At 35.1% G+C, this 20276-nt stretch carries 21 protein-coding genes, 4 pseudogenes and 1 other annotated feature; of the genes and pseudogenes, 5 read left to right on the forward strand and 20 right to left on the reverse strand.

Annotated elements, in window-relative coordinates:
- Positions 1 to 266: 266 nt before the first annotated feature.
- Both CQZ94_RS17470 and CQZ94_RS17475 read right to left on the reverse strand, forming a co-directional pair.
- On the reverse strand, positions 267 to 1040 hold the full coding sequence (locus CQZ94_RS17470; protein WP_105586411.1) for an endonuclease/exonuclease/phosphatase family protein: 774 nt from the start codon (positions 1038 to 1040) through the stop codon (positions 267 to 269).
- A gap of 31 nt (positions 1041 to 1071) precedes the next feature.
- Positions 1072 to 1947 (reverse strand): class I SAM-dependent methyltransferase, encoded by an 876-nt coding sequence (locus tag CQZ94_RS17475; protein WP_105586390.1) that lies wholly within the window; start codon positions 1945 to 1947, stop codon positions 1072 to 1074.
- A 294-nt stretch (positions 1948 to 2241) separates the two neighbouring features.
- Between CQZ94_RS17475 and CQZ94_RS17480 the strand changes: the two genes are divergently transcribed.
- A complete protein-coding gene (locus CQZ94_RS17480) occupies positions 2242 to 2697 on the forward strand; it encodes a stage III sporulation protein AH (RefSeq protein ID WP_105586391.1) in 456 nt (151 codons plus the stop codon).
- Between the two features lie 73 nt (positions 2698 to 2770).
- On the opposite strand, the gene CQZ94_RS17485 is transcribed toward CQZ94_RS17480, so the two are convergent.
- The 12 genes from CQZ94_RS17485 to CQZ94_RS17540 all read right to left on the reverse strand — a co-directional run bounded on the left by CQZ94_RS17485 (position 2771) and on the right by CQZ94_RS17540 (position 12815).
- Positions 2771 to 2989, reverse strand: coding sequence for a hypothetical protein (locus CQZ94_RS17485; protein WP_105586392.1), 219 nt, complete (start codon positions 2987 to 2989; stop codon positions 2771 to 2773).
- Between the two features lie 29 nt (positions 2990 to 3018).
- Positions 3019 to 3348, reverse strand: coding sequence for a DUF2085 domain-containing protein (locus tag CQZ94_RS17490; RefSeq protein WP_105586393.1), 330 nt, complete (start codon positions 3346 to 3348; stop codon positions 3019 to 3021).
- A gap of 256 nt (positions 3349 to 3604) precedes the next feature.
- The gene (gene argS, locus CQZ94_RS17495) at positions 3605 to 5293 is read right to left on the reverse strand and encodes an arginine--tRNA ligase (protein WP_105586394.1); all 1689 of its coding nucleotides are present in this window, start codon (positions 5291 to 5293) and stop codon (positions 3605 to 3607) included.
- 45 nt (positions 5294 to 5338) lie between these two features.
- Positions 5339 to 5553, reverse strand: a binding site (T-box leader).
- A gap of 40 nt (positions 5554 to 5593) precedes the next feature.
- Positions 5594 to 6370 (reverse strand): class I SAM-dependent methyltransferase, encoded by a 777-nt coding sequence (locus tag CQZ94_RS17500; protein WP_105586395.1) that lies wholly within the window; start codon positions 6368 to 6370, stop codon positions 5594 to 5596.
- Positions 6371 to 6419: 49 nt separating this feature from the next.
- Positions 6420 to 6854: a BrxA/BrxB family bacilliredoxin gene (locus CQZ94_RS17505; protein WP_105586396.1), complete on the reverse strand. Its 435-nt coding sequence runs from the start codon at positions 6852 to 6854 to the stop codon at positions 6420 to 6422.
- Between the two features lie 83 nt (positions 6855 to 6937).
- Positions 6938 to 7321: a thiol-disulfide oxidoreductase DCC family protein gene (locus CQZ94_RS17510; RefSeq protein WP_105586397.1), complete on the reverse strand. Its 384-nt coding sequence runs from the start codon at positions 7319 to 7321 to the stop codon at positions 6938 to 6940.
- Between the two features lie 3 nt (positions 7322 to 7324).
- The gene (locus CQZ94_RS17515) at positions 7325 to 8452 is read right to left on the reverse strand and encodes a conserved virulence factor C family protein (RefSeq protein WP_105586398.1); all 1128 of its coding nucleotides are present in this window, start codon (positions 8450 to 8452) and stop codon (positions 7325 to 7327) included.
- 165 nt (positions 8453 to 8617) lie between these two features.
- Entirely contained in the window at positions 8618 to 8956 is a 339-nt protein-coding gene (locus CQZ94_RS17520) for a single-stranded DNA-binding protein (protein ID WP_105586399.1), read from the reverse strand.
- 162 nt (positions 8957 to 9118) lie between these two features.
- Positions 9119 to 9373: a DUF4318 domain-containing protein gene (locus CQZ94_RS17525; protein WP_105586400.1), complete on the reverse strand. Its 255-nt coding sequence runs from the start codon at positions 9371 to 9373 to the stop codon at positions 9119 to 9121.
- 93 nt (positions 9374 to 9466) lie between these two features.
- The gene (locus tag CQZ94_RS17530) at positions 9467 to 10198 is read right to left on the reverse strand and encodes a Bax inhibitor-1/YccA family protein (RefSeq protein WP_105586401.1); all 732 of its coding nucleotides are present in this window, start codon (positions 10196 to 10198) and stop codon (positions 9467 to 9469) included.
- Between the two features lie 77 nt (positions 10199 to 10275).
- A complete protein-coding gene (locus CQZ94_RS17535; protein ID WP_105586402.1) occupies positions 10276 to 12171 on the reverse strand; it encodes an ABC-F family ATP-binding cassette domain-containing protein in 1896 nt (631 codons plus the stop codon).
- Positions 12168 to 12815 (reverse strand): HD domain-containing protein, encoded by a 648-nt coding sequence (locus CQZ94_RS17540; protein ID WP_105586403.1) that lies wholly within the window; start codon positions 12813 to 12815, stop codon positions 12168 to 12170. Before CQZ94_RS17540 ends, CQZ94_RS17535 begins: the two co-directional genes overlap by 4 nt.
- 109 nt (positions 12816 to 12924) lie before the next feature.
- Between CQZ94_RS17540 and CQZ94_RS17545 the strand changes: the two genes are divergently transcribed.
- Entirely contained in the window at positions 12925 to 13680 is a 756-nt protein-coding gene (locus CQZ94_RS17545; protein ID WP_105586404.1) for a hypothetical protein, read from the forward strand.
- Between the two features lie 226 nt (positions 13681 to 13906).
- On the opposite strand, the gene CQZ94_RS17550 is transcribed toward CQZ94_RS17545, so the two are convergent.
- The gene (locus tag CQZ94_RS17550; RefSeq protein WP_105586405.1) at positions 13907 to 14182 is read right to left on the reverse strand and encodes a stage V sporulation protein S; all 276 of its coding nucleotides are present in this window, start codon (positions 14180 to 14182) and stop codon (positions 13907 to 13909) included.
- A 304-nt stretch (positions 14183 to 14486) separates the two neighbouring features.
- Here CQZ94_RS17550 and CQZ94_RS17555 point away from each other — a divergent pair.
- Positions 14487 to 14576, forward strand: a pseudogene (locus CQZ94_RS17555) (preprotein translocase); the annotation flags it as partial.
- Between the two features lie 136 nt (positions 14577 to 14712).
- On the opposite strand, the pseudogene CQZ94_RS17560 reads toward CQZ94_RS17555, so the two are convergent.
- Both CQZ94_RS17560 and CQZ94_RS17565 read right to left on the reverse strand, forming a co-directional pair.
- A pseudogene (locus CQZ94_RS17560) lies at positions 14713 to 15825 on the reverse strand (RNA-guided endonuclease TnpB family protein).
- Positions 15826 to 15836: 11 nt separating this feature from the next.
- A pseudogene (locus tag CQZ94_RS17565) lies at positions 15837 to 16164 on the reverse strand (transposase).
- A gap of 155 nt (positions 16165 to 16319) precedes the next feature.
- Here CQZ94_RS17565 and CQZ94_RS17575 point away from each other — a divergent pair.
- Positions 16320 to 16490, forward strand: a pseudogene (locus tag CQZ94_RS17575) (preprotein translocase); the annotation flags it as partial.
- A gap of 164 nt (positions 16491 to 16654) precedes the next feature.
- Here CQZ94_RS17575 and CQZ94_RS17580 read toward each other — a convergent pair.
- The 3 genes from CQZ94_RS17580 to exsG all read right to left on the reverse strand — a co-directional run bounded on the left by CQZ94_RS17580 (position 16655) and on the right by exsG (position 19140).
- Positions 16655 to 18265, reverse strand: a complete 1611-nt coding sequence (locus CQZ94_RS17580) for a lipase family alpha/beta hydrolase (protein ID WP_374954549.1) — start codon at positions 18263 to 18265, stop codon at positions 16655 to 16657.
- 263 nt (positions 18266 to 18528) lie between these two features.
- On the reverse strand, positions 18529 to 18738 hold the full coding sequence (locus tag CQZ94_RS17585) for a hypothetical protein (RefSeq protein WP_142395861.1): 210 nt from the start codon (positions 18736 to 18738) through the stop codon (positions 18529 to 18531).
- Positions 18739 to 18987: 249 nt separating this feature from the next.
- On the reverse strand, positions 18988 to 19140 hold the full coding sequence (gene exsG, locus CQZ94_RS17590) for an exosporium protein ExsG (protein WP_000395676.1): 153 nt from the start codon (positions 19138 to 19140) through the stop codon (positions 18988 to 18990).
- A 197-nt stretch (positions 19141 to 19337) separates the two neighbouring features.
- Between exsG and CQZ94_RS17595 the strand changes: the two genes are divergently transcribed.
- A complete protein-coding gene (locus tag CQZ94_RS17595; protein WP_105586408.1) occupies positions 19338 to 20198 on the forward strand; it encodes an excalibur calcium-binding domain-containing protein in 861 nt (286 codons plus the stop codon).
- Positions 20199 to 20276: the final 78 nt, after the last annotated feature.

The following is a 20276-nucleotide window of genomic DNA, read 5'->3' on the forward strand; positions in this document are numbered from 1 at the left end:
AACATGTATTATTCGAAGATGGGTTTTATCTTCTTTTTTGAGGCTTCATTCAGTGAATGAAATTATATCAACGATTTCCTGAATATATCTATCGTAATTTACAATATATCAACGATTTTTCAAATATATCTATCGTAACTCAAAAAATATCAACGACTCGACAAGATATATCGATTTACCGACAAAAACGACAATCATCCTATCTTCAATTTCATAATATTAGGGCGGTTGTTCCAAATTACCTTTGGAACAACTTCCCTTTTGTTTCACTTTTCAAATTTTAAATCCACAAAAACACCGTAATGATCACTTGGGAATACGCATGATGAAGTTAATGCTGAATCCGCAAATATAGATACATCTTCTATATTTGGAAATTCAAACGCGACATTTTCTTGTATCATAACCCAATCATATCGTTCTCCTTGCTTTTCATCCCCTATTAAATTTGTATTCTTTCCATAATCTAACGTTGGCTGGGCAAGAATGTTATCTTGATTTTCTTTAAGCTGAGCCACATCTATCCATTGATTACTTATTAAGTATTGATGCACCCCTGAATGTGGATCATCATTAAAATCACCACATAATAATTCGTAGCCACTAACTCTGTTTTTAATCCAATTATTCACGGTATTCATTTGCTCTTGTCTTACCTTACTAGATTTCCAATTTAAATGAACATTCGTTATCCCGAGCTTATACTCTTTATATTTTAACATGATTCGAATGGCACAATAATTCGATTCCTCTATATCGGTTTCCCAAATAGCTTCTTCAGCTAAGATAGGAATTTTACTTAAAAAAGCTAGGTCTTCATCTGGAGAATCTGGATACTCTTTAAATATACAAAATGGATAATTTATTTGATCCGCAAGATATTGTGCACCATTTGTCTTCTTTTCTTCATTAATACAACTCCGAACTTCTTGAATTGCTAAAATATGAGGAGCAATATTTTGGACTTCTTCACAAATAGCCTCTAACCTTTCAGACCACAATGTTTCATGATTCCAAATATTAAAAGTAGCAATTCTCATTATATCCCCTACTTTTCTAGTATGATATTTATCACTTAACTTCCCCAAAAGTAATCCTCATATTTGGAGCATATAACAAAGAAGAGTGTATATGAAACACTTCAAAAAATCGTAGTTCTGCTTCATATTGAGCGAGTGCTTCAGCAAACGTTAAGCCCCTACTCATTAAACGGTTTATAAATTGTTGTTTCTCACCTGGATTACTAGCGATTCCCTCTTCTTTTAGAGAATTATATAAACCTTGCTTCTCATTTTGATTTATATTAGAGTCTAAAAAATTCACTTTATCGCTTACTCTACATTCAATATTTTTAACACCTAATTCACTTAAATATATCGGTATCTTCATACCAATATTGCCATCTTTACCACTTCTATGTGCATCTTCTTCAAATAGCTTCTGCAAAACACCAAGCCGGATAATTTCCGATTGAATTACTCCATCTAGCGTGTATGAAGACATATTAGAAATCCAATTCGGTTCAAAACATATTATCTTTCCGCCCTCCTCAATTGAATTTATCATTTTTTGCAACATCGTTTTGGGCGAATTCATATGTAATAAGAAAGCATGACTGACAGCTATATCGTATTTATTTTTCAATTCAATTTCTGTAGCATCCCCCTCAAGAAATTCAGATTCATATGGAAGTGTACGAAACAACTCTCTCGCTTCAGCTATTAATGCTTCCCCGCTATCAATGCCTGTATACTTTGATCCATTTGGAAGTAAAGGCAACAAAATTAAACCTAAATAACCATATCCACAACCATAATCAACAATATGTACAGGTTCAGTAATCTTCCAAACTGAATTGACTAAAAAACTTAAATAATCATCGTTATAATATAAATCTCTCGTATTTCTTAAATACGCTAGCCTACTATTCCAATCATACTCTTCCAAGTCTAACGGCCCCCTTTTATATACACAACTAAAGTTCTCTATATTATAGATATATTCCTACACTTTTGTTGAAATTTTAGATAGTTAAGACCAAATAAAAACAATACATAATACATGTACTTTATATCTCCCCGCCTAATCGATAAACTAATTTTTAAAAATAATTATTAATCCCAATCATACAGAAAAACCTTGTGTGCATATTAGTGGTTCGATAAGATAATAATTGTATATAATTCGTAATAATCCCAATAAATAACATTATTATGTAAGGTTGAGGAAAGGAGATAATATATGATAGTAATAGATTCCAATCCGAAACAACAAACTTATGTTGATTTACTAGACTTAGCTTTTGACATTTGTGATGAATTCCATTTAGTTTTAAGAAATGATATGGGACCGTTACACTCTTTTGAGCCCGTCTTAATGAAACTAGAAGGTTCATTCAAAGAAATGACTGAGCAATCTGAGTGGGCCAGTACTATTTTAGGCGATAATCAAACAGCAAAAGTGTATTTCTATTACGCTGATGCCAACGCTAAAAACGTCCTGAAGGAATTATCTAATTCTTTATATGAATGGGTAATGCCTTACTTACCGGAGGATTTATCATTCTTTAAATCCAGAAAAAAATGGTTAATAACGTGTTCTCACGAAAAGGAAAGCTTTATTAATACAGAAGATAAAGAAGAAATCGAAAGAGTATTAAATATCCGGGGATTACAAGCACATATAGGAGAATTTTAAACAAAAGGCCAGTACATCTTTAAAAATACGCTAGCCTTTTTTACTTATTAAAGACATATAGATAAGTAAAAGCTTAATCAGTACAATCACAATCTAAACAATCAGTACAATCTAAATTGCTACAATCAAAATTTCTCTTCTTTTTTCTTCTTTTAAGATAATAATATAGTAGTCCAATAAATAATACGCAAATAACAAACGCTATTATTGCTTCTGTATATTTTTCATGAATAATAAAACCGATTCCACTTCCTCCTGAAATGAAAATTAGAATTAAATAGATCCAAAACATATAAGTAGCTACCTCCGTTGATATGTGGTTTAAGATATAATCCATATAATACTAGATGCAATAAATAGTCCCATACCATTACCGCTTAATAAGCCGGTCGTTACTCTTAGCAAATTTGTGCTGTTTCTCCATTTCCACTTTTGGGTGAATCCATCGATGAGTAAAGGAATTTGAGCAAAAAAGAATAGCATTAATGGGAGAGTAAACGAAGGGGTTATTAAAAAGTAAATTGGAAACATACAGAAACCAATAAGCATACCTGTGCATCGTGCACATAAAGGTATGTGTTTTTGTAATTTATGGAAACTCCTTTTCGGTATTCTATGACAAGGAATATGTAAAATGAAATCTCTGATCAATACGAACCATCCTCTCTACAAATATTTTAATTGATTTCGCAACAAAATTATAGAGTTCTTACACTTCGTATCATATAACTCCTTATAGTTAAGAGGTTTATTCAAAAAAGCAAAAAAACAAACCGGATAAATGATTCATCCGGTTTTTTTTTTTGTTTCTATATTACACTTATTTTGTATATATCATTCACAGTTCATTACCAAAGTAACGTATATAATTGTCATTGTACATTAAATGGATTCTTTCCGTTTCTTTTTACATCTCCTCAGGAGCACCCATCCCAAGTAAACGTAAGCCTTCTTTTAATACAACCGTCACAGCATAAGCTAATGCGAGTCTACTCTCTTTTTCTTCGTTCTCTTCTAAAATACGAACATTTCCATAATATTTATTGAACGCTTGTGCTACATCTAATACATATTTTGAAATAATAGATGGCTCATTTTTGTTGAAGGCCGCTTCAATTACTTGCGGGAATTTGTTGAGTAATTTTACTACACTCCAGCTGTAATCGTCTTTTAATTCAAAATTACACGTTTCAAATTCCACACTTTCTTTTCTTAAAATTGAACACGCACGCGCATGCGTGTACTGTACATACGGTCCTGTTTCTCCTTCAAATTTCAACATATTTTCTAATGAAAATTCGATATTATGCATACGCTCATTTTTTAAATCGTGGAAGATAATTGCTCCAACACCGACTTGTTTTGCCACGTCTTCTTTTTGTTTTAAATTCGGATTTTTCTCTTCAATATTTTGTTCCGCAAGTGCAACAGCTTCTTCTAGCACTTCTTCTAATAAAATAATTCTGCCCTTACGTGTCGACATTTTCTTACCGTCTTTTAATATGAACCCGAATGGTACATGTTCCATACCATTGACCCAGTCATAACCAAGCTTTTTTAATACAGTGAAAAATTGATTAAAATGTAAACTTTGTTCTGGGCCAACTACATATAGCGCTTTATCAAATTCGTATGTGTTTTGACGATACACAGCTGCCGTTAAGTCACGTGTTGCGTAAATGGTAGCACCATCTGATTTTCTAATTAAGCATGGCGGCATACCTTCTTCTTCTAAATTAACGACTAATGCCCCTTCTGATTCTTCCAGTAAGTCGTGCTCTTCTAAAATCCCAACAAAGTCTTCCATTTTATCGTTATAGAAAGCTTCTCCTTGAAAATTTGTAAATTCCACACCGAGAAGTTCATAAATACGAGAAAATTCTTTTAAAGACTCATGACGGAACCAATTCCAAAGTTCAACTGCTTCTTCATTTCCTTCTTCTAGTTTTTTAAACCATGAGCGTCCTTCTTCTTCTAGTTCTTTGTTCTCTTTTACTTCTTCATGAAACTGAACATATAGCTTAAATAACTCACGTATTGGATCCTCTTTAACTATTTCTTCATTTCCCCATTTTTTATATGCAGTAATTAACTTCCCAAACTGTGTTCCCCAATCTCCAATATAATTGATTCCTACAACTTCATATCCACATTTTTCGGCGATATGTTTCAGCGAATTACCGATCATTGTAGAACGTAAATGCCCCATTGAAAAAGGTTTCGCGATATTAGGAGAGGAATAATCGATAACTACCGTTTTTTCACATCCAAAGTGATTTTGACCGTACTCTTCTTTCTCCGCTAAAATTGTTTTTAATACTTCATCACTTACTGTTTGACGATTAAAAAAGACGTTTACATACGGGCCAACAGCCTCTATTTTCGTAAAAAATGGGTCATTTAATTTCTCCGCAACTTCCTTTGCGATAGTAGCTGGTGATTTTTTATATTGTTTCGCTAGTGAAAAACATGGGAACGCTGCATCACCGAATTCATCTTGTTTTGGTGTTTCGATTAAATCTAAAATTTGATTTTGCGTTAATTCGTTCGTAATAATATTTGATAAGCTCTTCGCAAACTGCGTTTTATACTCCATACTGTAACCTCCTTATTTTTTAAAACACAAAAAACTCGTCTCTAAAAAAGAGACGAGTTTTAACCCGTGGTACCACCCTTGTTGTTCATTCCGAACCACTTTCCCGTTTATAACGAGGACAGGGGGCCTCGGCTTACTCTACTATTCGTTCAAGAAGCGTCTCCGAAGTGCGCTTCATCTTTTTCTTCTGCACTAGGCTCACACCATCCCTAGCTCGCTTTCCTTCTGAAAAAGACTACTCTCTTCATCACAGACAGTATATTTAATTAATTATTGCTTATTATACATCTTTTCAAACAATTAGCAAGGGTCAATTACACCAAAGTGAAACTTTGCACTTTTTCTTTTATATACGTGAAAATTGTGTTTTTCAAATCTAGAACTACGGAAATGATCTTTCAGAACGACACGCTTTCTCGCCACACGCTTCGCTTCCGCAATTGTTTCATCAGTAATATCATGATACAAAGCGAAGTGTTTTAACCCTTTAATTCCATCTGATTCTATGACAGTTTCTTCAAACATCGGATCAAGGTATACGACGTCATAACTATTATCTTCACATTGCGTTAAAAATGCGAAATGCTCCGTTTGTTTTACATCAATTCTTTGCATTGCCTCATCGATTTCAGAAACAGATGAAGACCATGTTTTTAAACCATTTTTCATAATATAAGCCATATATTCATTGCCTTCAAGTCCTGTTACCTTTCCACTTTCACCAACAACATAACTAGCTACAATACTATCTGATGCCATACCGAGCGTACAATCTAATACTGTCATTCCGCTCTCTAATTTGGCAGCTTGTATAAACGGATCATGTTCTCCGCGCATTAACCTTTTCACACGAAACATCGCTGAGTTTGGATGAAAGAAAAACGACTCTTCCGTACCCTTTGGATAAATAGCTAATCGGTTTTTCCCTACGATAAGCACATCTTGTTCATACTGCTCATGCAGTTTGTGCACAGGTATATCATTACGTAAAACGAAAGGACTCTTTAATTCTGCCGCTACCTTATTTGCATAAGCTGTCATTTCTTTATTTGTTCTTCCTGCTGTTGTTACTATCATTGTGTCACCTCTATATAAAGAAAAGAGGGAGATTTACTCTCCCCCTTCTTTAGCAATTCTTTTCGAAAGCTTGTTCTAAGTTCGTAATAATTTCGTCCATAGTTGCACCTTCAATTTCATGACGGTGAATGAAGTGAACAACTTCTTTTCCTTTTAGTAATGCCATAGATGGTGAAGATGGAGGAATTTCTCCGAAGTATTCACGCATTTTTGCAGTAGCATCTTTATCTTGACCTGCAAATACAGTTACAAGATGCTCAGGTTGTTTTTCAGCACGAACAACCGCTTGACCTGCTGATGGGCGTGCTAAACCAGCTGCACAACCACAAACAGAGTTTACAACTACTAAAGTTGTACCTGATGCATTCTCCATAAATTCTGTTACAGCTTCTTCTGTAGTTAACTCTTCAAATCCAGAACGCACTAACTCTTGACGCATTGGAATTACCATTTGACGCATGTATTCTTCATATGCATTTGACATCTTGTAATCTCTCCTTCAACTTTCATTCCAAATTCATCATATCACGCTCTATTAATAGGTGCAAAAGAAAGATAACGATGATTTCATTTTTTTGTAGGGATTTCACAAACCCCTTCACGGCAGTGTCCAACTGGGACAAGTTTTCTATTGTTGGCAATATATTCGTATACTTTACTTCCAAATCCAACTACGATAGATAGCTTTATAAAAGGAACTGCAAACCAATAAGATGGAACAGCCTTCGCTAATACGTAAATGCTGTGAATTCCGTCATACCACTTATTATTTTTTAAAATATACAGTCTTTGTTCCATCTTACTTTGTAATTCTTGAGATAGTTCATACTTCTCAACTACATCTTCATCTCGAAATGAAACAAATTTCATTTTTCCCTTTTTATCTAACCTTTTCGTCCGCTCTGCCACTGCCGTACACATCGGACACCAACTATCATAGAAAACAATCATATATTATTCCCCTTTACGAGACTCCGTCATTTGCTTCCATACAGAACCTTTTGCTTCTTCGCCGCCTTCAATACGTTCTAAAGCTAAACGTGCTTGCATTGCTACTTCAAACTCTGGATCATCTTCTGCTGCTTTTAATGCCGGAATTGCACTTTCATCACCAAGTTCAAATAAGAACATTGCTGCACGCCAACGTACTAATTTACTTGAATCTTTCAGAGATTTAATCATAACGAACATCGCTGCTGGGTCACCTACATCTGATAAGCAATCCCCTGCTGTACGGCGAACACTTACAGAACGATCTAATAATGCTTTATATAATAACGGCAATACTCCATCACCTTTTACCATCCCTAAATAAGCTGTTGCTAAGCGGCGGATTGAGACTTTCTCATCATCTAACGCCATTTTCAATACTGGCATATCCTCTTCTGATGGATCCATTTGTTCTAAAGCTGCAAAACGGTTTTTCCAGTCAGAATCTTTCATCATCTCTTCTGTTACTTTATATGGCTCACGCTTTTGAATCGTTACTTCAACAGCACCTGCTTGATCTAATAATTCTTTAACTGTTTGATTTACACGTTCTTCTGAATACGCAGCAACGATTTCTTCCACAACTTCTTTACCGATTTCTTCAAAATTACCGTAACGTGTACTTTGCTCTACCCATTTGCGTTCTTTCACAACGTTAGGCGCAGACATTTGCACCTTCATAATTGATTCTTTAAAGCGCTCGGGTAAGCCTACACGCTCTTCTGTCATTCCATCTGTTAACTTCACTTGCATCGGAATTGTAAAGAACATTTGAACAAACACTTTTACTTCTCCAAAGTGAGAAAGTTGTTGCTCTTCATTTTCTCCTACTATTTCTTCGCCGAAAACAGCACGAACTTGTTGTAATAATACTTTCCAGTCAAACTTCGCATTTCGCTCCACTGCTAAAAAGTCTGCTACATGATACACACCTTTAATGCCTTCAATTTTCAAAATCTCTTGCACTTGCACTGGTGCTTGTTCTTTATTTTCATTTGTATAATTATTACGTGCCCCTGATGGTAATATTTCATTTAAAATAACTTTCATTGTATTCGGACTTGGCGTCGGTTCAATTGCTTTAATCTTCACGTGAAAAACTCTCCTTTATTGCATGTTCTTAGGGGTATTGTAACATGTTCCACCTATCTAAACCTACTCGGATGCTTTATTTTGCTGATTTCTTTCCACTATCATACTTTTTCATTCTTTCTCTTTCCACCTAATTCTCCCGAACCTATTGTTTAAAATCCCATTTTATTGCGATGCCCCCTCCCTCCTTCTCTCCAAAAATGTAATACTCTCAATTACAACTTCAGTTCTATACATTCTCTTTCCTTGTTCATCATCGTAATTACTCGTATGAATACGCTCTGTAATCCCAACAAGTGACCCCTTCGTACAATATTCTGTTACATTTTCAGCGGATCTTCGCCAAACGACACAATTTATAAAATCGACTTGTTGTTCACCTAAACTATTTCGAAATCCTCTATTTACCGCAACACATATTCGTGCATAAGCGACTCCTTGTTTTGTGTAGTATAATTCTGGCTCCTTTGTCAATCTACCGATTAATACAACTCGATTCATCATAAGTTATACCACCTCACATATTTTTCTTCATTGTAAAGAAAAATGTGTGAAGGGTAAAAAGTGCAAAATAATATGTTTATAAGTAAAAAGTATTACTATATGTCTTACAAAAGCAAAAAAGAAACCTTACATATTTCAAACATGTAAGGTTACAAAAAAATATTATACTTCACTACAAGATATGTAATATCCTCCGTGAGCCATCTTTATTTCAGCGCTATACAATACATCTTCTAAGTAGAATGTAATCGGTTTAACTTTACTCTCAAATTTTAGGTGTTCATTACATTCAGGCACATATCCTTCGATAGCTGAACGAATGACTTCTGCTGATGGATACATTAAAGCGTCATCTAGTTCTATGAAAAAACTTTTAGAAAATAGTTTTTTCATAATCCCTTTTTTCTCTTTCATCATATTCCATCCCCCTCAATTCAAGTCGCCAACATCATATTTTCAATTTATCTTTAAAAATAAAAAATCCTGCACATTTCATGCAGGATTTTTTTATTAGTCATTTTTCGTAAAGTAAGAAACAAAACGAAGAATTTCTAAGTATAGCCATACTAGAGTCATCATTAGACCCATTGCACCGTACCACTCCATATATTTTGGAGCTTGGCTACGTGCGCCGCTTTCGATTAAATCGAAATCTAGTAATAAATTTAATGCAGCAACTACAATAATAACTGCACTAATGATCATACCAATTGTTCCACCTTGGTGAATATATGGAACAGTAACACCGAACATGTTTAGTAAGAATACGATTAAATACATAACCGCAATTCCCATTGTCGCTGCTATTACACCCGTACGGAATTTATCAGTTACTTTTACTACGCGCGTTGCATACAACACTAGCATCGCAAATAGAATTGAGATTGTTAGTAATACAGCGTTTAAAACGATAGAATCATGAAATTTCATTGCATAGACTGCTGAAATACTTCCTAACACTACCCCTTCTACTGCCGCATAAATCGGTGCACCAATTGGTGATATACGCGGGAAGAAGATAGATGCAAACGCAACGATTGCCGCAATAACTAAAGCACCAATTAATACTGGCATCTTCATCATATTATTTGTCATCTGTATGTATGAATAGACAGACGTTGCAAGAAGTAAGATAAGCATGATAAACGTTTTGCCTACTGTTCCACCAATAGTCATCGCAGAAGCACTTGCTCCCTCTTTACGAAATGCGTCTTTTTTCAACATTGGATTAGATGTTCTCATTTTTTTCCCCTCCTAAAATAGGTTCTACCAATAGTGTAAAGTTTTTCTCTTTACATTTCAATATATGCAGCTTGTTTTTATTTTAAACCTTCAACGATGTCAGATAACTCGCTCCATCGTTCCATCGTTTTTTCTAGCTTTTCTTCTATCTTCTGCCCTGCTTCAGATAATTCTTGTGCCTTTGTGAAGTCAGATCCAACATTCGCAAGTTCTTCTCCAATTGACTCAAGTTTCTCTTCTAGTTGTGCAATTGTATCTTCAATTGTTTCCCATTCGCGCTGCTCGTTATATGACAGTTTACGTTTACGTTGTTGTTTCGGCACTTCTTCTACTACTTTTTTCTCTTTCTGAACTTCCGCTTTCTCAATGAGCTCTTTCGTTTTTTCCGTTTCTAAATAATCAGTATAACTACCTAGGAATTCACTCACTTCGCCTCCACCACTAAAGATGAACAATTCATCTACTACTTTATCTAAGAAGTAACGGTCATGTGATACAGTTAAAACGACACCTGGGAAATCTTCCAAATAATCTTCTAGCACTGTTAATGTTTGTGTATCTAAATCATTCGTAGGCTCATCAAGTAGTAGTACGTTTGGTTCTCCCATTAAAATACGCAATAAATATAAACGTCTTCTTTCACCACCAGATAGTTTTCCAAGCGGTGTACCATGTGAATGCGTCGGGAATAAGAAACGTTCTAACATTTGAGATGCGCCAATTACTTTTCCGTCTGTCGTATGAATAACTTCTGCAATCTCTTTAATGTATTCAATCATACGCTGATTTAAATTCATCTCTTCATTTTCTTGCGTATAATAAGCAACTTTTACAGTTTGTCCAACTTCAATTTCACCACTATCAGGAGATAATTTTCCTGCAAGCATATTTAATAGTGAAGATTTCCCGCTTCCATTCGCTCCAATAATCCCAATACGATCGCCTGGTTTCACAATATGATTAAAGTTATGTAATACCGTTTTATTGCCGAATTTTTTCGTTACATCTTTTAGCTCAAGTACTTTCTTCCCTAAACGACTTCCACTAAGCGCAATATCAACTGATTGCTTCGCTGCTGGTCCTTCTTGTCCCTTCAGCTCATCAAAACGCTGAATACGCGCCTTTTGTTTCGTAGAACGGGCTTTTGCACCACGGCGAATCCACGCAAGTTCACGACGATACAAATTTTGGCGTTTTGATTCTTGTGCCGATTCTTGCTCTTCACGAAGTGCTTTCGCTTCTAAAAATGTACTATAGTTTCCTTCGTAGCTATATAGTTTACCGTTATCTAATTCAAAAATACGGTTTGTCACACGATCTAAGAAATAACGATCATGGGTTACAAGTAATACCGCACCTGTATATCTCGCTAAATATTCTTCTAACCATTCAACTGTCTCATGGTCAAGATGGTTCGTAGGCTCGTCTAAAATTAATAGATCAGGTGTTTCAATAAAACATTGTGCCATTGCGATACGTTTTTTCTGTCCACCAGATAAATTTCCAACAGTTGCAGTGAAATCTGTAATTCCTAATTTCGTTAAAAGAGATTTCGCATTTGCATTTGCTTCCCATGCACTCATTGCATCCATACGTTGCTGCACTGCAAATAATTGTTCCTGTACTTTTTCATTACTTGGATCTTTTTCGATATTTAATAGTGCTTTTTCATAATCACGAAGAAGACGAATTAAAGGTGTATCACCATGGAACACTTGCTCTAATACTGTTAGTTTTTCATCAAACTCTGGTTGCTGTGATAAATAACTAATTGTATAACCACGTGAATGCGTCATATCACCTGTATCAGGAGTTTCTAACCCTGCAATAATTTTTAATAATGTCGATTTACCAGTACCGTTTACACCAATAATTCCGACACGTTGTCCTTCTGTAATACTACATGATAATCCATCAAATAACGGTTTTTCTCCGTATGATTTCGATAAGTTCTCCACAGTTAACATTTTCATATTTGTGCATTCCACTCTTTCATAAATTGTTCAATAAACTCTTCCATATAACGATGACGAACTTCAGCCTCTTGTTTTGCCGCGTTCGTATTCATTAAGTCTTTTAATTTTAAAAGTTTTTCATAAAAATGATTTAAAGATGGATCGTTATTTTTTCGGTATTCATCTTTCGTCATCACTTCACGAGGCGGAACATTGGGATCATACATTAATCTCCCTTTCGCTCCTCCGTATGCAAATGTACGAGCTATTCCAATTGCACCAAGAGCATCTAAACGATCCGCATCTTGAACAATTCTCCCTTCCATTGATTCCACTTTACCACCATGGCCACCCTTAAAGGACATATTCGCAATAATGTGGAGAATATGTTTACTTTCCTCTTGTTCAACATGTAGCTCTTCTAACCAATCCGAAACCTTTTTCATTCCTGCTTCTTCACTCTCATTTAACTTCTCATCTGCTACATCGTGAAGTAATGCTGCCATTTCAATTATAAAACGATTTCCCCCTTCTTGCTCGGATAAAGAAATCGCCAATTTATGTACGCGTTCAATATGATACCAATCATGCCCACTCGCATCTTTTTCTAAAATATGTTTTACGAAAGTTATTGTTTTTTTTATTTTTTCTCGTTTTATCATTTTATCTTCACCCAGTTACTTATTGTAACACGCCCGCATTTTTTCATCACATATTTTCTTGTCCGCCCATACACTAGGTGGTAGGCATCATTATGAAGGAGGAATAAACATGTTCTATAATAATCAACCGCCTTACCCACAACAACCTTTTTCCCCTCAACATAAGGAACAAAGATATGCTGAACAGTACGGGGAGCAAGAGACACAACATCAAGAGCCTCAATACGAACAAAATCCATACGCAACACCGCAAACTCAAGAAACTGAATATCAACAAAATCCATATGACACACGTCCAAATTATGAATATCCTCAAAATCCATACGTAGCACCACCAACTCAAGAACAACAATATCAGCAAAATCCATACACAACTCAGTACACTCAAGAACAACAAAATCCATATGTACCGCAGCGCACCCAAGAACAACAATATCAACAAAATCCATACACAACTCAGCCACAACAACAACCGCAATACCAACAACAAATGTATCAGCCAAACTATGACCCGCGAGTTTCACCACCAGCACCGCCAACTATCGATCCTACGCAACCGCAAATTTTACCGCCTGGGCCAACACTCGATATTACGCAGCCACAAATTTTACCACCAGGACCTATTACAGAACCAACGCAACAACAAATCCAACAAGTTGTCGGTACACAGTTTTTACCTTTAAAGAAACCTGTACTTGATTTCGTAAAACCTTGGGTAGATTACGGTTTAAATGAAGCGAAACATACATCACACAAACATGCTTTAACAGAAGTTGCTGCGATTATGTTCTTAGTTGGTAAAGGATTCAACCCAACGATTGCTCATTATATTGTAGAATCTTGGGAGAAGAATGAGCAGTTTTAGGATTGTTTATTAAAAAAAACATAAAAACTTCAAAAATGCCAAATCCCTTATGTCACAAAGGATTTGGCATTTTTAAACTTCTAGAAGAACTCGCTAAATCAAAGGGGAAATTAAAAGTCATGAGTCCGGTACAATACCGTGTCCAAGGAACTACCAAATGAAATAACGTGTCTAACTTTTTGGAGTCTATTGGCCTTTTCAAATCCCCTTATATTAGTGTTCGCTATTAAGACCTTCTCCTTCTAGGACCTACAATTAATTTGATTGCTGTTCTTTCTTGATTATCGATAGTAACCTCTTGAAACGCTGGAACAAGAACCAAGTCAATTCCACTTGGAGCGACAAAACCTCTTGCAATCGCAATTGCTTTAATCGCTTGATTTAAAGAACCAGCTCCAATTACTTGGATTTCTACATTGCCACGTTCTCTTAGTACACCCGCTATTGCACCTGCCACTGAATTTGGACTTGATTTTGAGGATACCTTTAATATATTTTCCATGTAAGTTGCTCCCTCTATTATTTAATCTCTCTTTTCTTACGGTTTGAAGTATAACTAACGTATCTTTAACTACTATTCAACCAAAAGCAAACAATTCTGTATAATTACATTCATTCGATATCTTTTGTCTTCTTCCTGCTCAATTGCATAAATAAAAAGCGATGACTAAGTTGGAAACTTAGTCATCGCTTTTTCCATTTCTCTGTTTCACTAAAATGCTTACCTTTAAATACTTCTCTTCTTTACTTTGGCGATATACTATCTTAAAGTTTACATACTTCAATATTTTAAAACCTCGGATAGAGTTTCCTTACTAAATCCGACTACTATACAATTTAGTAAAGTTGGTGATTATCGAATTTCTTTCATCTCAAGTATTAACACTACTGTGAACTACCCACCACTTAGTATCTCTTACATGCTTACTTGAAGTGGGGGCTTCTCGGTTAACCGTTACTTTTGATAGCTAACGAATTTGTCTTAGGACAGCCGAGCTAACTCCCTTGTTCCAAAGGTTATTTTGTTACTATTTATGCCAACGTTAATAAGCGTATGGCTTCCCTTTTGATATTGATAGCTGCATTATAATCACGACTTATTGTTAGTCCACACGAACACTCCTATGTGCGTTCAGATAATGACATTTCTTTTCTGTTTCCACAACGACTACACATCTTTGTAGAAGGAAACCATTTATCTATTTTTACAAGCTGTTTGCCTTGTTCTTGTAGCTTATATGCTAAAAATGTCGTGAACATCCTCCAACCGTTATCAAGGGCACTTTTACCAAAGCGAAGTAATCGTGACATTCCTTTTATATGTAAGTCCTCTATTGCTACAACGTCAAAATGAGTAGCCAATTCTTTCGATTTATGATGAAGGAAATTTTTACGTTGATTGGCGACCTTTTCATGCAACTTCGCTACACGGATCCGTTGTTTATTCCAACGTGCTGAATCTTTCACACGTCTTGCTAATACTCGTTGCGCTTTTGCTAATCGATCCATCATCTGACGATAAAAGCGAGGATAATTGGCTTTCTCATCTTCGCTACTCACGTACAATTCAGCCATTGCGAAGTCTAATCCAACTACACTTTCTACTTCTTTTTGAATGATTTCCTTTTCATATTCGGTCAAGACAGATACGTAATACTTACCGGTTGGTGTCATCGAAATCGTGCATGATTTGATGATTTGGTTTTGCGGTATCTCTCTATGTTGCTTCAGTCGTACTAATTTCAGCTTCGGTAATTTGATATAACCATGAAATAACATAATATTTCCGTTTACTCGATTCGTTGTATAGGATTTTCTACTCTTTCTACTTTTGAATGTAGGAAAATCACTTTGATCACTAAAAAAATTCTTATACGCAGTTTGCAAGTTTAATTGAGCGTTGGCCAGTGCTAATGAATCGACTTCTTTCAACCATTCATACTCTACTTTGTATTTCGCAGGAGTAGGGAATTTTTGTTTCTTCAGCTCTTCCTTGTTCTCTTTGTACTTTTCGTATATTTCTTTCCGTTCAGCTAGCATTTTGTTATATACAAAGCGTACACACCCAAAAGTTTTACGTATCAGATAGGCTTGTTCTTCTGTTGGATACAGACGAAATTTGTACGCCTTATTATGCTTTGTCATATCAGTTCATCTCACTTTTCGCCTTGATTTCCCATAGACTTCTTTTCTATATCTATAGCGAATCACCAATCGTTCGTAAGGAAAAACATGTTGACCAAAACCTTCTTTTTTTACTTGCGGAATTTTTTTATTCATTGAGAACTCGCACTCTTATATGCATGAATGAACTTTGTCATGTTTCCATTCTACCAATGTTATATTGTACTTCTCAGATACCATTCCAAACATGTCGTTTACATAGTCTAACACGTCATCATCAAATATATTTCTTCTGTATCTCATGACTCTTACATAGTTATAACACAACATGAACATTGAATTATTATTATCTAATTTCATTGTTATACCAAACTTTACCTCTTATAAAGCTGATTATATCAGAGGCGAAATAAATAGAAAAACCAATTTTTTTGGCTACGCCAAACCGAAATTCATCTCCCACCTACCGTTGGACTATCGTCCTTCACACGCTTGAGGAAGGAGACTTTTTTTCGGATAATGCGTTAAATCCTGTATTTCCCCATATTCCAGTCATAACTATATTTTTAAATAACAATCCACTTGATAATAGTCAAGGTGATTTCGCTTTTCAAATGAATACTTCATCAAATAACGAATGCCTTCAATTAGTTGGCGAAACTATTGTTACGGTTCCGGCTAATTCAGCATCTTTTTTTATTGCATAACGTTTTTTTGATTCCTATCATCCTCTTATAGAACATAAACTCCCATTTCACTTTTCTATTCATCTAATAAACATGAAAAAGTACCGAAATCCTTCTACCACAAGAATTCGGCACTTTTTTTATTAAAACCGATTCATTCTTTCCTACTTCTCCACATAAACCGACTTAACTATCGTACGATTATACGGTTGTCCTTCCTTATTCATCCCTTTTATATCAATTGTAACGTTATATACACCCGGCTGTTCTATATTTTTCAAAGCACCTGTAAATGTATTTGCATTAATATTTTGCGATTCATTTGATTCAGAAACTAACTTTCCATCTTTATTAATTACTCTTACTGTTACTGAAAGATCGCCTTTCATTTCTGGAGCTGCAGGTGATTTTTTGAGTTTATACTCTGCTTTATTTACTTTAACTTTTGCTGGCATTTGAAGGACGAACGGAGCATCTTTTTTGTAATCGGTTACGATTAAATATGCATCTTTCGGCTGCTTCGCCATCATTTTAACTTGCCATTCTCCTGCTTCCATTTTATCAAATTTAAATGTTCTTATAGTCGCGCCTTTAAAGAGAGATTCACCTTCACCAGTAGATACAGCACTATCTTTATTTGTATAAACTTTTCCTTTTGGAGATATTAGTTGTATTTCTACATCCGAAGAAGCTGTTAAAACAGAGACTACCCCTTCTGCTTTTTTATCAACTGCGATAGTTTGCCCTACCCACTGATTTTGTGACAACTCCCCTCCTAAAATAGCTTGATTAGAAGTTGTGTTTAATTGTTCTACCTTTTCTTCTGAACTATTACTCGGGGCTAATAAAACCGGTACTGGTACATTTGCTGTCCGTAAATATGGCTCAATTCGTGCGAAAACAGCTGAACCTTTTCGTATATTATCATGATCAAATCGTGCATCCGTAAATAAATGTGTTCCATATGGTAACTTAGCACTCCATTCGTTCACTAATCCATCATTAGAACCGTATGATGACAAATACAACCCGCCCATAGATAATGCTGAAAAAACAGGTCCCCAGCTTGTCCCAGTAGCCGTATAGTAACGGTTTAATTTAGCTGCAGGATTATTATCTATTGTAGAACGAAACTTTGCCATTTCACCTATTTGCAATGAATATGTCCCATCATCTTTTTGACCTAATATAGAGGCAAGCCATCCTGCCCACCAACTATATGATAAATCCGCTAAATTTGATCCGTAATGCGGAGTGGCAAGCGTAATAACATTTCCAACAAATCGATTCGCTCCATATCCAACTAACGCAGCTTGTGTATCGATACCACCTTTACTATGAGCTACAACATTTACTTTTTTACCAAAATGATTATAAATTTCTTCAAGCTTTTGTGCTAACAATTTTCCATTGTCCCATTGGCTAGCTGATCCTTTCCCAGCAGCATCGTATAATTGAATAAATACAGTTTGATAACCTGCTTTCAAAGCATAGTCGTACATATCATTCATATCATGATATACTGTCTTTCCATACCAACTATCCGCATTACCATTTCTTCCTTGCACAAAGAGAATTGGTGGTTTATTTTCATCATAATTAGCAGGTTTCTGACCTAAAAACCATTCTCCAGGAGTAAATACTTCTTTATCTGGAAAACCAGTCTTAAGCTCTGTTACAACCTCCGCGTGTACATTTGTACTAAAAACCATCGGACTCATAAAACAAAGTACAATAAATAATGCGATACTCCTTTTCATAATTCCCATTAACATCCCCCTTTTCCGCCTGAAAGAAAGCGCTACCATTCTGTTGAACACCAATTGTTTTAAATTCCATTTAATCAATTACTTTTAAGATACATTAGAATAAGAAATTAATAGCCGCATTCCTTTCTTATCAAACGTTATTCTCTCAACATTCCTTCATTCCTTTTTACAATAAGCGTTTTGAATATTTCTCAATAAAGCTTTCTCTTTACAAAAAAAGCTGCGTATAAAAGGTCTCTTTAATAACCTTTTATACGCAGCTTCTTTGTTTAAAATCCGATGATATACTCATCATCATATTTATCGTATTGCAAACCAGCTCCTATTCTCAATTCTGTAACTTGATCTCTAAGAAATGGTGCATCTTCTATTTTACTAGTTGCAATTTCAATCCCATATTTCTTTGTTAAATGCGCTAACTCTATTAAAAACCATTCTCTTCGCAACGCGACTGGAATGTCATACGTTCGTCTTTTCATATATACTAGCACCTCATCTATTTTCATAATTAAAAAGAGTATCCCTTCTACTTTCGATATACTTTTTAAAAACTATGTTTCATCACCAAAGGCTACTGAAACATTATAGTATATGCATGTCCGTTTTAAACGTGCTATTGTAAAAATAATATAAAATAACTAGCATAACTATTTTAGTTTACATAACAAAATTATGTAATAGTAAAAGGATAAGGCTTGTCCCTCATCCTTTTACTATAGAAATCTAAATTAAGAACATCTTGGTACACCTAAAGCTAAAAATAAGCCTGCTACTCCTGCTGTAATTGGCACCTTCAACGTAATAACATCATCTACTTTTGTTACTAAAAAGTAAGCATTCCCTTCTTGCAACACACAATTAACTAACAATTGGAATTCCATTCAAATAAGATACTATAATCTATGAAAATCTTTTCAAAAGGTAATAGGAATCAAATCCATTTTTCTTTATATACAAAATGATTGTTTGTTCATCTATTAAAAATAATATAAATCTTTTTATTTTATTAAAAACCCTGTAATTCCCAATGAATTTTTATATAATCAATAGAGAAAATCTTACAAATGGAGGTATTTAAATGGAAGTTTTGAGTAATATTGGTGCAGCTTTATTTTTTATTGCTTTTATCCTTTTAATTCTTTGCATCGTCTCGTTCTTTAAGAAAAATGGTAAAGCAATAAAATATGGTCGTTCTACCGCTATTCTTTTTATGATTTCAATTGTCTTAATGGTGACCGGCACAACAGAATCTGAACACCCAGTCGTCGAATTTTTTTCTATTTTAAGTTTCATTCTATTTATATTCTTCCTTGTTCTTGCAATATTATCTGTTATTAAGAAAACAGGTGTAGCAAAAAAACAATTTATTATTACAGCTATTTTATTTGTCATTTTTGCTGCGCTATCAGGTATTTCAAATCCTTCTTCTGAAAAAACGACAGCAACGAATAAACAAGTCGCTTCTAATAGTGAAGAGAAAAAAGATGACGAAAAGAAAAAGGAATTAGAAAAGAAAGAAGCGGACGAAAAAACTCGTAAGCAAGAAGATGAGAAACGTCAAGATGAAGAACTAGCTCGTAAGCAAGAGGATGAGAAACGCCAAGCTGAGGAACTAGCTCGTAAGCAAGAAGATGAGAAACGCCAAGCTGAAGAACTAGCTCGTAAACAACAAGAAGAGCAAAAACGTCAAGCCGAGGAACTAGCTCGTAAACAACAAGAAGAACAGCAACGTCAAGCTGCTGAGCAAGCTCGCGTACAACAGGAACAACAAAAAGCACAGCAAGCTCAAGCACAACCGGCTGCTGGAAACAATAGTAATACATATTTCAAAAATTGTACTGAAGTTAAAAATGCTGGGAAAGCTCCATTATATAGAGACCAACCAGGATATAGCTCTAAACTTGATCGTGATGGCGATGGAGTTGCATGTGAAAAATAGTAATAAAAAAAAGAAGCTTCTACTAATCTGTACCCTTTGTAAAGGACATTTTGAAAAAAGTTAGGCAACATCAAGAAG

Source organism: Bacillus sp. MYb209, from assembly GCF_002975175.1.
In the GTDB taxonomy this organism is placed as follows: Bacteria; Bacillota; Bacilli; order Bacillales; family Bacillaceae_G; genus Bacillus_A.

What these genes read in the sequence shown, in the direction of transcription:
- CQZ94_RS17530 (WP_105586401.1), bottom strand. Translation starts at nt 10,198, where the DNA reads ATGAGAACATCTAATCCAATGTTGAAAAAAGACGCATTTCGTAAAGAG.
- CQZ94_RS17535 (WP_105586402.1), bottom strand. Translation starts at nt 12,171, where the DNA reads ATGAAAATGTTAACTGTGGAGAACTTATCGAAATCATACGGAGAAAAA.
- CQZ94_RS17545 (WP_105586404.1), top strand. Translation starts at nt 12,925, where the DNA reads ATGTTCTATAATAATCAACCGCCTTACCCACAACAACCTTTTTCCCCT.
- CQZ94_RS17580 (WP_374954549.1), bottom strand. Translation starts at nt 18,265, where the DNA reads ATGTTAATGGGAATTATGAAAAGGAGTATCGCATTATTTATTGTACTT.
- argS (WP_105586394.1), bottom strand. Translation starts at nt 5,293, where the DNA reads ATGGAGTATAAAACGCAGTTTGCGAAGAGCTTATCAAATATTATTACG.
- CQZ94_RS17485 (WP_105586392.1), bottom strand. Translation starts at nt 2,989, where the DNA reads ATGTTTTGGATCTATTTAATTCTAATTTTCATTTCAGGAGGAAGTGGA.
- CQZ94_RS17480 (WP_105586391.1), top strand. Translation starts at nt 2,242, where the DNA reads ATGATAGTAATAGATTCCAATCCGAAACAACAAACTTATGTTGATTTA.
- CQZ94_RS17505 (WP_105586396.1), bottom strand. Translation starts at nt 6,854, where the DNA reads ATGTCAAATGCATATGAAGAATACATGCGTCAAATGGTAATTCCAATG.
- CQZ94_RS17540 (WP_105586403.1), bottom strand. Translation starts at nt 12,815, where the DNA reads ATGATAAAACGAGAAAAAATAAAAAAAACAATAACTTTCGTAAAACAT.
- CQZ94_RS17595 (WP_105586408.1), top strand. Translation starts at nt 19,338, where the DNA reads ATGGAAGTTTTGAGTAATATTGGTGCAGCTTTATTTTTTATTGCTTTT.
- CQZ94_RS17585 (WP_142395861.1), bottom strand. Translation starts at nt 18,738, where the DNA reads ATGAAAAGACGAACGTATGACATTCCAGTCGCGTTGCGAAGAGAATGG.
- CQZ94_RS17470 (WP_105586411.1), bottom strand. Translation starts at nt 1,040, where the DNA reads ATGAGAATTGCTACTTTTAATATTTGGAATCATGAAACATTGTGGTCT.
- CQZ94_RS17550 (WP_105586405.1), bottom strand. Translation starts at nt 14,182, where the DNA reads ATGGAAAATATATTAAAGGTATCCTCAAAATCAAGTCCAAATTCAGTG.
- exsG (WP_000395676.1), bottom strand. Translation starts at nt 19,140, where the DNA reads ATGGAATTCCAATTGTTAGTTAATTGTGTGTTGCAAGAAGGGAATGCT.
- CQZ94_RS17520 (WP_105586399.1), bottom strand. Translation starts at nt 8,956, where the DNA reads ATGATGAATCGAGTTGTATTAATCGGTAGATTGACAAAGGAGCCAGAA.
- CQZ94_RS17525 (WP_105586400.1), bottom strand. Translation starts at nt 9,373, where the DNA reads ATGATGAAAGAGAAAAAAGGGATTATGAAAAAACTATTTTCTAAAAGT.
- CQZ94_RS17500 (WP_105586395.1), bottom strand. Translation starts at nt 6,370, where the DNA reads ATGATAGTAACAACAGCAGGAAGAACAAATAAAGAAATGACAGCTTAT.
- CQZ94_RS17510 (WP_105586397.1), bottom strand. Translation starts at nt 7,321, where the DNA reads ATGATTGTTTTCTATGATAGTTGGTGTCCGATGTGTACGGCAGTGGCA.